Source organism: Mycobacterium sp. (assembly GCF_025965855.1).
GTDB lineage: Bacteria > Actinomycetota > Actinomycetes > Mycobacteriales > Mycobacteriaceae > Mycobacterium.
In genome coordinates this window covers 1-11,428 of the sequence record NZ_JAOPWB010000315.1, presented here as the reverse complement: position 1 = coordinate 11,428, position 11,428 = coordinate 1, and the positions used below count along the sequence as shown (strand labels likewise).

General features: G+C 68.7%; 10 protein-coding genes, 1 tRNA gene and 1 pseudogene. 3 read left to right on the top strand and 9 right to left on the bottom strand.

From position 1 onward, the window contains the following. Positions 1–694, top strand: a pseudogene (locus JWP83_RS27035) (AMP-binding protein); the annotation flags it as partial. 9 nt (positions 695–703) lie between these two features. Here JWP83_RS27035 and pth read toward each other — a convergent pair. The 8 genes from pth to JWP83_RS26995 form a co-directional block, all read right to left on the bottom strand. Further along, positions 704–1,279, bottom strand: a complete 576-nt coding sequence (pth, locus tag JWP83_RS27030; protein WP_297737609.1) for an aminoacyl-tRNA hydrolase — start codon at positions 1,277–1,279, stop codon at positions 704–706. 12 nt (positions 1,280–1,291) lie between these two features. Continuing rightward, positions 1,292–1,954: a 50S ribosomal protein L25/general stress protein Ctc gene (locus JWP83_RS27025; protein ID WP_297737606.1), complete on the bottom strand. Its 663-nt coding sequence runs from the start codon at positions 1,952–1,954 to the stop codon at positions 1,292–1,294. Positions 1,955–2,199: 245 nt separating this feature from the next. Beyond that, on the bottom strand, positions 2,200–3,069 hold the full coding sequence (locus tag JWP83_RS27020; protein ID WP_297737603.1) for an oxidoreductase: 870 nt from the start codon (positions 3,067–3,069) through the stop codon (positions 2,200–2,202). Between the two features lie 152 nt (positions 3,070–3,221). Continuing rightward, positions 3,222–3,845 (bottom strand): LpqN/LpqT family lipoprotein, encoded by a 624-nt coding sequence (locus JWP83_RS27015; protein WP_297737600.1) that lies wholly within the window; start codon positions 3,843–3,845, stop codon positions 3,222–3,224. A 17-nt stretch (positions 3,846–3,862) separates the two neighbouring features. Beyond that, the gene (gene arsC, locus JWP83_RS27010) at positions 3,863–4,207 is read right to left on the bottom strand and encodes an arsenate reductase (glutaredoxin) (RefSeq protein ID WP_297737596.1); all 345 of its coding nucleotides are present in this window, start codon (positions 4,205–4,207) and stop codon (positions 3,863–3,865) included. After that, positions 4,208–5,188, bottom strand: coding sequence for a ribose-phosphate diphosphokinase (locus JWP83_RS27005; RefSeq protein WP_297737594.1), 981 nt, complete (start codon positions 5,186–5,188; stop codon positions 4,208–4,210). 100 nt (positions 5,189–5,288) lie between these two features. Next, positions 5,289–6,767, bottom strand: a complete 1,479-nt coding sequence (gene glmU, locus JWP83_RS27000) for a bifunctional UDP-N-acetylglucosamine diphosphorylase/glucosamine-1-phosphate N-acetyltransferase GlmU (protein WP_297737591.1) — start codon at positions 6,765–6,767, stop codon at positions 5,289–5,291. An 89-nt stretch (positions 6,768–6,856) separates the two neighbouring features. Next, a tRNA-Gln gene (locus JWP83_RS26995) sits at positions 6,857–6,928 on the bottom strand. 148 nt (positions 6,929–7,076) lie between these two features. Between JWP83_RS26995 and JWP83_RS26990 the strand changes: the two genes are divergently transcribed. After that, positions 7,077–7,670: a TetR/AcrR family transcriptional regulator gene (locus JWP83_RS26990; RefSeq protein WP_297737614.1), complete on the top strand. Its 594-nt coding sequence runs from the start codon at positions 7,077–7,079 to the stop codon at positions 7,668–7,670. Positions 7,671–7,677: 7 nt separating this feature from the next. On the opposite strand, the gene lysA is transcribed toward JWP83_RS26990, so the two are convergent. Beyond that, positions 7,678–9,027 (bottom strand): diaminopimelate decarboxylase, encoded by a 1,350-nt coding sequence (gene lysA, locus JWP83_RS26985; protein WP_297737588.1) that lies wholly within the window; start codon positions 9,025–9,027, stop codon positions 7,678–7,680. 119 nt (positions 9,028–9,146) lie between these two features. Between lysA and JWP83_RS26980 the strand changes: the two genes are divergently transcribed. Beyond that, a partial coding sequence (locus JWP83_RS26980; protein WP_297737585.1) for a CarD family transcriptional regulator occupies positions 9,147–11,428 on the top strand: 2,282 nt, incomplete at its 3' end.

The following is an 11,428-nucleotide window of genomic DNA, read 5'->3' as shown; positions in this document are numbered from 1 at the left end:
CGGCATGGCCGAGACGACGCTGGCGGTGTCCTTCTCCGAATGCAACGCCGGCCTGGTGGTCGACGAGGTCGACCGCGACCTGCTGGCCGCTCTGCGGCGCGCGGTGCCCGCGACGAAGGGCAACACCCGCAGGCTGGCCACGCTCGGCCCGCTGCTCGAGGGGCTCGAGGCCCGCATCATCGACGAGCAGGGCAATGTGATGCCGACTCGCGGCGTCGGCATCATCGAGTTGCGCGGCGAACCCGTCACGCCCGGTTACATCACCATGGGCGGCTTCATCCCCGCGCAGGACGAGCAGGGCTGGTACGACACCGGCGACCTCGGCTACCTGACCGAGGAGGGCCACATCGTGGTCTGCGGCCGCGTCAAGGACGTCATCATCATGGCGGGTCGGAACATCTACCCGACCGACATCGAGCGGGCCGCCGGCCGCGTCGAGGGCGTTCGGCCCGGCTGCGCCGTCGCGGTGCGCCTCGACGCCGGCCACTCCCGCGAGACGTTCGCCGTCGCGGTCGAGTCCAACGCCTGGCAGGATCCCGCCGAGGTGCGCCGCATCGAGCACCAGGTCGCCCACGAAGTGGTGGCCGAGGTCGACGTGCGGCCGCGCAACGTCGTGGTGCTGGGCCCCGGCACCATCCCGAAGACGCCGTCGGGCAAGCTGCGGCGATCCACTTCGGTCACCCTCGTCAGCTAAGGGCGGCCGCTACCAGGCGTGGACGCGGTTCTGCGCCGGCTCGAGCCCCAGTTCGATCAGCAATTCGGTGGCGTCGGCCGCCTGCTCGCAGATGGTCGGGACCTCGGCGCGCTCGGCTGCGGTGAAGTTCTCCAGCACGAACGCCGCCGGGTCCTTGCGCCCGGGCGGACGCCCGATCCCGATGCGCACCCGCTGAAACTCGTTGGTGCCCAGCGAGGCCACCACCGAGCGCAGCCCGTTGTGTCCGCCTTCGCCGCCGCCGACCTTGAGCCGGATGCGGCCGAAGTCGAGGTCGAGGTCGTCGTGGATGACGATCATGTCGGCCGGGGCCACCGAATAGAACTTCGCCAGCGGCCCCACCTGGCGGCCGGATTCGTTCATGAAGCAGCGCGGCTTGGCCAGCAACACCGAATGCCCGGCCAACCGGCCGCTGACAACTTCGGCGCCGGAACGCTTGTGCGCCTTGAACTTCGAACCCAGCCGCGCGGCGAGCAGGTCGGCAACCATGAACCCGAGGTTGTGCCGGGTGCGGGCGTAGTTGTCTCCGGGGTTGCCCAGGCCGACCACCAAAAGCGGCTCGGCCACGTCGGGGGCCGCCTACTCGGACTCGGCCGCGGGGGCCTCGGCTTCGCCGGCCTCTTCTTCTTCTGCCGGAGCCGCCGCGCCCTCTGCCGCCTCGCCCGCGCCCTCTTCCTCGAGGTCTGCGGCCGTCGGCGCGTTCACCACGTTGACCACCAGCGTTTCGGGGTCGGAGATCAGGTTGACGCCCTTCGGCAGCGCAATCTGCCCGGCGGTGAACTGGGTGCCCGGTGCTGCGTCCTCGACCGACAGCGTCAACTGCTCGGGAATCGACAGCGCCTCGGCCTCGATCTCGATCGTGTTGGTCTCCTGTGTGACCAGGGTGTCGGGTCCGGCCTCGCCCTCCACGATGACGGTGACCTCCACGACGACCTTCTCGCCGCGGCGCACGACCAGCAGGTCGGCGTGCTGAATGGTGCGGCGGATCGGGTGGATGTGCAGCGCCTTGGTCAGCGCGAACTGTTCCTTGCCGGCGACGTCGAGCGTCAGCACCGCGTTGGTGCCCGCGTGCCGCAGCACGGCCGCGAAGTCGCGCCCGGGCAGTTCCAGGTGCTGGGGCTCGGCGCCGTGGCCGTAGAGGACGGCGGGAATCTTGCCGGCGCGGCGGGCCCGGCGGGACGCGCCCTTGCCGGTCTCGGTTCGCACCGTGGCCGTGAGTTGGTTGACTGCGGACTTGGCCATCGTGTCGCTCCTCTGTGCTCAATACCTCGTTGGGGGCACGGCAGGGTCGCGACATATGAGTCGGTCTCCGTCGATAACGGTGCTGTGCTAGCTACCCTCGCCGTGACGCCCGGTCAGGTTAGCGCATCTGCGGGCCAGGGCGGAAATTGATGAGTGTGCTCGTAGGGCGTCCTGTGTATCCAGGGCGCGGATTTAACGGAATTTTCGCCCTCACCGCACGGTCGAAGCCCTCAGCGCACAACCGGCTAGAGCGCAAATTTGGTGCCCGTGAGCTGCTCGGAAAGGTCCCACAGCGCGGTTGCCGTGGCCGCATCCCGGGCCCGCCGACTGCGTCCGACCGGTTGCGTTCGGCCGACCGAGCCGAATCGAGGGCCGGCGAACGTGTTGCCCGGTAAGTCCCGCGACGCCGCGTAGAGGGTTTGCCGGGCGCCGAAATCGGCATCGGTGGCCACCACCCGGGTAACGGCCGACATCAGCGCGTCGCCCAACCTGCGGCCGGAGGCGCCCTGCAGGTTGGTGTGCGAGTAGCCGGGATGGGCCGCCAGCGCGCGCAGCCGCGAACCAACCGAATCGAGCCGGCGATGCAGCTCGCTGGTGAACAGCAGGTTGGCCAGCTTCGACTGGCTGTAGGCCAGCCAGGGGGAGTATCGCCGGTTCTTCCAGTTGAGGTCGTCGAAGTCGATGCGGCCCGGCCAGTGCGCCATCGACGACACCGTGACGACGCGGTCGCTGAGCTTGGGCAGCAACAGGTTGGTGAGCGCGAAGTGACCGAGATGGTTGGTGCCGATCTGGCTCTCGAATCCGTCAGCGGTCAGCGCGTAGGGGGCGGCCATGATGCCGGCGTTGTTGATGAGCACGTCGGCCTTGTCCACGCCGTCGGCGAACTGGCGCACCGACGACAGGTCCTGCAGGTCGAGTCGGCGCACCTCGACGTCACCGGTCATCTGCTGCGCGGCGGCCTCGCCCTTGCCCGTGTCGCGGACGGCCATGACGATCTTGGCGCCCTTGCCGGCCAATTCGCGGGCCGTCACCGCGCCCAGCCCGCTGTTGGCGCCGGTGATGATCACGGTGCGCCCGGCGAACGACGGCAGGTCTGCGGCGGTCCAGTTCGTCATGACTGATGAGCTTAGTGAAAGAGTTCCGCGAAAGTGCGACTACCGACGGTCCTACTCGAGAAATACGTAGCCAGTTGCACTTTCGCGAACGCAACGCCACGGCGAAAATTCCGGGGCTTTTTCGCCGTGGCGTTACGCACGCGGGGTGCGAATCACTTTGCGGCAACGACAAATCCGTGGATGATCCCGTCGATGTCGGATGCCTCCGCGGCCGCCTGGTTGGCCAGGCTGGTGATGGTCAGCTGGACCAGGTATCGCTGGTTTGCGGGGGGCGATCCGGTGGGAATGACGATCCGGTTCCAACTGTGCAGCCGCATGCCGTCGAGGTCGTAGCTGCCCTGGATCATCGACGACGGAAAGCCGTTGTAGTTCGCCGTGGAGGCGTCCAGTTGCTTGAAATTCTCGAACAGCTGGGCATCGTCGTTGCCGTGCTTGATGACTTGGGCCGGGTCGAAGTCCCCGCGCAGTTTGAAGACCACGAGCCTCGCGGTCGGATACTTGCCGCCCCTGGAGATGATCTCGGTCTCCTTGGCGATGTTCGGGTTGCTGAACGGCGACCAGCCCGGTGGCGTCGGTATCGACACGTTCAGATCCGGCACCGATCCCGGCGCCACCTGTTGGCCGTTGACGCCGATGTTTTCCAGGTACTGCGACAACGGGACGGGCTTCTCGGTCGTCTTGACGGCGCTGGTCGTCGTCGAACTGCGCGCCAAGATCGACTGGTAGTCGGGGGCTTTCGGTGCACAGGCCACCGCACACACAGTCAGCGCAACCATCGCGGCAGCACGAGGTCTCACAGAATCTCGCGCACCGCGTCGATCGGCCGAGCCAGCCGGGTGCCCTTCGCCGTGACCACAAAAGGCCGTTCGATCAGGATGGTGTGTTCGGCCATCGCGTCGAGCAACTCGTCGTCGGTCGCATCGGCGAGGTTGAGTTCGGCGTAGAGCGGTTCGCGCTTGCGCACCGCCGTGCGCACATCGATGCCGGCCTCGCGGATCATGCGAGCCAGCTCGCCCCGTGGCGGCGGGGTTTTCAGGTACTGGATGACGGTGGGCTCAAGACCGTTGTCCCGCAGCAGATCCAGCGTCTTGCGGGAGGTGCTGCACTTCGGGTTGTGGTAGATGACGGTATCGGCCATCTAGGCGTCCCCGTCGAAAAGCCCTGTGACGGAGCCGTTTTCGAAAACGGCGCGGATGGTGCTGGCCAGCAGTGGCGCGATCGACAACACGGTGAGCTGGGGGAAGCGCTTCTCGTCACCGATCGGGAGCGTGTTCGTCACGATGACCTCGCGGGCGCCGCAGGCGGCCAGCCGCTCGGCGGCCGGATCGGACAGCACGCCGTGGGTCGCCGCGATGACCACGTCACTGGCGCCGTCTTCGCGCAACAAATTCACGGCGCCGGCGATGGTGCCGCCGGTGTCGATCATGTCGTCGATCAGGACGCAGGTGCGGCCTTCGACTTCGCCGACGACGCGGTTGGAGACCACCTGGTTGGGCACCCGCGGGTCGCGGGTCTTGTGGATGAAGGCCAGCGGAACGCCGCCCAACGCGTCGGCCCATTTCTCGGCGATGCGCACCCGGCCGGAATCGGGGGAGACCACCACCATGTTGCCGTCCGGGTAGTTGTCCTTGATGTAGCCGGTCAGGAGGTTCTGGGCGCGCATGTGGTCGACGGGCCCGTCGAAGAAACCCTGGATCTGGTCGGTATGCAGATCGACGGTCACGATCCGGTCGGCGCCGGCGGTCTTGAGCAGGTCGGCGACCAGCCGCGCCGAGATCGGTTCGCGGCCACGGTGCTTCTTGTCCTGCCGGGCGTAGGGGTAGAACGGCATGACCGCCGTGATCCGCTTGGCGCTGCCCCGTTTGAGCGCGTCGATCATGATCAGCTGTTCCATCAGCCAGTTGTTGACCGGCGCCGGGTTGGATTGCAGGACGAAGGCGTCGCAGCCGCGCACCGACTCGTGGAAGCGAACGAAGATCTCGCCGTTGGCGAATTCCCGCGCCGTCTGGGCGGTGACGTGGACATCGAGTTCCTTGGCCACCTGCTCTGCCAGCTCCGGATGCGCGCGACCGGAGAAGAGCATCAGGTTTTTTCGGTTATCGGTCCAGTCGTGGCTCAACGCATTGCCCCCGCCGTTCGGGATCGAAATGGATAACCAATCGTACGAAGCGAATCGTACGGAATTATGGCTGGGTTGCCAGGTACCAAATTCACGGTGTCTATTCGGGCTCGGTTTTCTCGCCGGCCTCGTCGCCCGCTTCTGCCGAGGCCCTTTCGGCGGCCCGGGCCGCCGCGCTGCCCGGACGCTTGCGCCGCACCCAGCCCTCGATGTTGCGTTGCGGTCCCGCCGACACCGCCAGCGCCCCCGGCGGGACGTCGTCGCGCACCACCGTGCCGGCGCCCGTGTAGGCCCCGTCGCCGACGGTCACCGGGGCCACGAACATGGTGTCCGACCCGGTGCGCACGTGCGAACCGACGGTGGTGCGCCGCTTGGATTCGCCGTCGTAATTGACGAACACGCTAGAGGCGCCGATATTGCTGTGCTCGCCGATGTCGGCGTCGCCGACGTACGTCAGGTGCGGAACCTTGGTGCCCGTCCCGATGACGGAGTTCTTGGCCTCCACGAACGCGCCCAGCTTGCCGTCGGCTCCCAGCAGGGTCCCGGGTCGCAGGTAGGTGAAGGGGCCGACCGTGGCGCCGTCCCCGATCGACGAGGACGTGCCGTGGGTGCGCACCACCGACGCGCCGTCACCGACGGTGACGTCGGTCAGCGTGGTGTCCGGGCCGACGACACAGCGACCCCCGACCCGGGTACGGCCCAGCAGCTGGGTTCCGGGCTGGATGACGGTGTCGCGGCCGATCGTCACGTCGACGTCGATCCAGGTGCTGGCCGGATCGATCACGGTGACGCCGGACATCTGATGGGCGGCGACGATCCGGCGGTTCAGCTCGGCGCCCAACTCGGCCAGCTGGACGCGGTTGTTGACGCCCGCCACCAGCGCGCTGTCGGCGACGTGCTGAGCGCGCACCGCCCGGCCGTCGCCGCGAAGGATGGCGACGACATCGGTCAGGTAGAGCTCCTGTTGGGCATTGTTGGAGCTCAGCCGGCTCAGCGCCGATCGCAGCGCCGCGATGTCGAAGGCGTAGACACCGGCGTTGACCTCGCGGATCTCGCGTTGCGAGGGCGTCGCGTCGGTGTGCTCGACGATCGCCATCACCTCGTTGTCCTGGGTGCGCAGGATGCGGCCGTAGCCGACCGGATCGCCCAGCGTGGTGGTGAGCACGGTGACCGCGGCCGACTCCGCGCTGTGGGTGGCGACCAGGCCGGCCAGGGTGTCGGAGTCCAGCAGCGGCGTGTCGCCGGAGGTGACGACGACGATGCCGGCGTAGTCGTCGGGCAGGGCCGACAGGCCGCACAGGACAGCGTGCCCGGTGCCCAGCGGCTGGTCCTGCAGCGCCACGTCGATCGAGCGCCCCAAGGCGTCGGCGAGCTCGGCGACCAGCGGCGCGACCCGCTGGTGGTCGTGGCCCAGGACCACGACCAGGTGCTGGGGCGCCACCTTGGCGATGGCGTGCAGGGAATGCGACAGCATGCTGCGGCCGGCGATCGTGTGCAGCACCTTCGGGGTGTCGGACCGCATCCGGGTGCCGGGGCCGGCCGCGAGGACCAGGACCGCGGTGTCACCACGAAACGACATGAATCCCCTTTCTGCGCGAGCGTGCGTGTCTGTACGCCGACACGCCGTCAATCGTGTCATTTTGTGCACGCTCGCGGCAAAGAGCGATGCTCCGTCGCCAGGACTCGAACCTGAACTCTCAGAACCAAAATCTGATGTGCTGCCGATTACACCACGACGGATTGGATGCCCTGCCCCTTAGGGGCTAATGGGATCTCGCCACCAAGAGACTCTAGACGGGACAGTTCCCTCCGGCGAACCGATACGCTGATTGACGTGGCCGTTCTGGACAAGGAGCCGGATAAGGAAGGGCGGGCGCCGCGCGCCCGCATGACCGGTAGCGATCGCCGACAGCAGCTCATCGGCATCGCACGCTCGCTGTTCGCCGAGCGCGGTTATGAGGGCACCTCGATCGAGGAGATCGCCCTGCGCGCCAACGTGTCCAAGCCCGTCGTCTACGAGCATTTCGGCGGCAAGGAGGGGTTGTACGCCGTCGTCGTCGACCGTGAGATGTCGGCGTTGCTCGACGGCATCACCTCGTCGCTGACCAACAACCGGTCCCGGGTGCGGGTAGAGCTCGTCGCGCTGGCACTGCTCACCTATGTCGAGGAGCGCACCGACGGCTTCCGGATCATGATTCGCGACTCGCCGGCCGCGATCAGCTCGGGCACCTACTCCAGCCTGCTCAACGACGCCGTCAGCCAGGTCAGCTCCATCCTGGCCGGCGACTTCGCCCGTCGGGGCCTGGATCCGGACCTGGCGCCGCTGTACGCCCAGGCGCTGGTGGGTTCGGTGTCGATGACGGCGCAATGGTGGCTCGACACCCGCGAACCCAAGAAAGAAGTCGTCGCCGCGCACCTGGTCAACCTGATGTGGAACGGCCTGACCCACCTGGAAGCCGACCCCCGGCTGCAGGACCAGTAAGCCGGCGTCAGCCGCAGTCGCGCGAGAGCAGATCGGCGATCGTCTCGCGGCGCACCAGGGTGCGGGCCCGGCCGTCTTTGACCCCCACCAGCGGCGGCCGGCCGACCATGTTGTAGTTCGACGCCATGCTGTGGTGGTAGGCGCCGGTGCAGGCCACGGCCAACAGGTCGCCGGCGTGCAGATCCGCCGGCAGCTCGATATCCCGGGCGATCTCGTCGCCCGCCTCGCAGTGCCGGCCGGCCACCGTGACGCGCTGCTTGGCGCCCAGCGGGTGCCGGTTGGCCAGCGTGACGGTGTACTGCGAGCCGTACAGCGACACCCGCGGGTTGTCACTCATCCCGCCGTCCACGGCGACGAAGGTGCGCCCGCCCGGTTGCGTCTTCACCGAGCACACCCGGTACAGCGTCACACCGGCCCGGCCGCTGATCGCGCGACCGGGCTCCACCACGATGGTCGGCCGCGGGAAATGCTCGGCGGCGCAGGCCTCGTCCAGCGCGTCCTCGATGACGCGGGCCAGCTCATCGAGGTCGAGTTCCCGATCGCCCGGGACGTAGGGGATCGCGTGGCCGCCGCCGATGTTGAGCTCGGTGAGGATGATGCCGTGGTGGGCGCGGATATCGGCCATGGCGGCGATCATCCGGCGGATCGCTTCGCCGTAGAGGGCCGGGTCGGTGACCTGCGAGCCGATGTGGCAGTGCAGCCCGACCAGGTCGAGGATGGGATGCGCCAGCACGCGCTTTACCGCGTCGGCGGCGTGGTCACCGGCGAGGGTGAAGCCGAACTTCTGGTCGCTGATGCCGGTGGTGACGGCGCGGTGGCCGTGGATATCGATATCGGGGGTCACCCGGATGAGCACCGGCTGTCGCCGCCGCGCCAGCCCGGCGAGGTAGGCGATCTCCATGCACGAATCCAGCACGATGCGCCCGACGCCGGCTCGTATCGCGTCGCGCAGCTCGTCGGGCGATTTCGCGTTGCCGTGCACGACGATGCGCGCCGGGTCGACTCCGCCGGCCAGGGCGACGGCGAGTTCACCGCTCGAGCAGACGTCGATACCGAGGCCCTCTTCGCGCGCCCACCGCGCCACCGCCGTCGTCAGCAGTGACTTTCCGGCATAGACGACCTCCATACTCCCGATGCCGCGCGCCGCGCGGCGGTAGCGGCGGGCACGGCCGCGGAAGTCGGTTTCGTCGATGACGTAGGTCGGGGTGTGGAACTCGTCGGCGATATCGACCAGGGGTACGTCGCCGACGCAGAGCCGGCCCTCCTCGTCGGAATGCGTGGTGGCGGGCCAGATCGCAGAATCGAACCGTCGGGGAGCCGCATGCCCGATCGACGGCAAGATGTCCAGCAATGTCATGAATCAAACGTGCGCCCGCACAGGGTCAAGTGCCGCTTTTCTTACGATCCCTTGACGGCGCCGGGCCCAATATTGACGAACTTCAGTGCTTTTCCAGGCCCCCCTAGAATGGATTCATCATGACCGCACCGGGGCCTGCTCGCCCAGAAACCCCGATCGCGGGGCTCGTGGACCTGGCGCTGACGGCGCCGACGTTCCAGCTATTGACCGAAAGCGCGGCGGCCCGGCCCGCCGAATTGAGCCTGGTCGGACCGGCCAGCGCCCGATTGTTCGTCGCCAGCGCGCTGGCGCGGCTGGGGCCCCTGCTCGTGGTCACGGCGACGGGGCGCGAGGCCGACGACCTGACCGCCGAGCTGCGCGGCGTGTTCGGCGAGGCGGTGGCGGTCTTTCCGTCGTGGGAAACGCTGCCGCACGAGCGGCTCTCACCCGGCGTCGACACCGTCGGCGCCCGAATGATGGTGCTGCGCCGGCTGTCCCACCCCGACGACGCGCGGTTGGGCCCGCCGCTGCGGGTGGTCGTGACGGCGGCCCGTTCGCTGCTGCAGCCGATGACGCCGCAACTGGGCGGGGTGGAACCGGTCACCCTGACCATCGGCCAGGAGATCGCGTTCGAGGACGTGATCGCCCGGCTCGTCGAGCTGGCATACACCCGCGTGGACATGGTCGGGCGGCGCGGCGAATTCGCCGTGCGCGGCGGGATTCTCGACGTCTTCCCGCCGACCGCCGAGCACCCCGTGCGCGTCGAGTTCTGGGGCGACGAGGTCAGCGAGATGCGGATGTTCTCGGTCGCCGATCAGCGCTCGATTCCGGAGCTCGAGGTCGACGCGCTGGTTGCGGTCGGGTGCCGTGAACTGCTGCTCACCGACGACGTGCGGGAGCGGGCCGCCCAGTTGTCCGCCCGGGATCCCGCGGGCGAGAACGCCATCACCGGCAGCGTCACCGACATGCTGGCGAAGCTGGCCGAGGGCATCCCGGTCGACGGCATGGAGGCGCTGCTTCCGGTGCTGCGTCCCGACGATCACGCGCTGCTGACCGATCAGCTGGCCGACGGCACGCCCGTCCTGCTGTGCGATCCGGAAAAGGTGCGCCGCCGGGCCGCCGACCTGATCAAGACCGGCCGCGAATTCCTCGAGGCGTCGTGGTCGGTCGCCGCCATGGGCACTGAAGCGCCGGTCGACGTCGAGCAGCTGGGCGGGTCGGGGTTCGCCGAGCTGGACGACGTGCGGGCCGCGGCGGCCCGCGCCGGTCATCCCTGGTGGACCCTGAGCCAGCTCGCCGACGAGTCGGGCGTCGAGCTGGACGTCCGGGCCGCGCCGTCGGCCCGCGGGCATCAGCACGACATCGACGGCATCTTCGCGATGCTGCGCGCGCACGTCGCGACCGGCGGGCATGCCGCCGTCGTCGCGCCCGGCACCGGGACCGCCCACCGGGTGGTGGAGCGGCTGGCCGAGTCCGACACCCCCGCCGCCATGCTGGAATCCGGTGTCGCGCCCAAGCCCGGGGTGGTCGGCGTGCTCAAGGGCCCGCTGCACGACGGGGTGATAGTGGCGGGCGCCAACCTGGTCGTCATCACCGAGACCGACCTGACCGGCAACCGGGCCACGGCCGTCGAGGGCAAGCGGCTGGCGGCCAGGCGGCGCAACACCGTCGACCCGCTGGCGCTCACCGCCGGCGACCTGGTGGTGCACGATCAGCACGGCATCGGGCGGTTCGTGGAGATGGTCGAGCGGACCGTCGGCGGCGCGCGGCGCGAATACCTGGTGCTGGAGTACGCGTCGAGCAAGAACCGGGGTGGCGGCGCTAAAAATACAGACAAGCTCTACGTCCCGATGGACTCCCTGGACCAGCTGTCGCGCTACGTCGGCGGGCAGGCGCCGGCGCTGAGCAGGCTCGGCGGCAGCGACTGGGCCAACACCAAGACCAAGGCGCGCCGCGCGGTGCGCGAGATCGCCGGCGAGCTGGTGGCGCTGTACGCCAAACGCCACGCCAGCGCCGGACACGCGTTCGGGCCGGACAGCCCCTGGCAGGCCGAGATGGAGGACCCGTTCGGTTACAACGAGAACGTCGACCAGCTCACCGCGATCACCGAGGTCAAGGCCGACATGGAGAAGCCGGTGCCGATGGACCGCGTGATCTGCGGGGACGTCGGCTACGGAAAGACCGAGATCGCGGTGCGGGCGGCCTTCAAAGCGGTTCAGGACGGCAAACAGGTCGCCGTGCTGGCGCCCACCACGCTGCTCGCCGACCAGCACCTGCAGACGTTCAGGGAGCGGATGGCCGACTTCCCGGTGACCGTCAAGGGGCTGTCCCGGTTCACCGACACCACCGAGTCCCGCGCGGTGATCGACGGCCTGGCCGACGGGACCGTCGACATCGTGATCGGCACGCTCCGGCTGCTGCA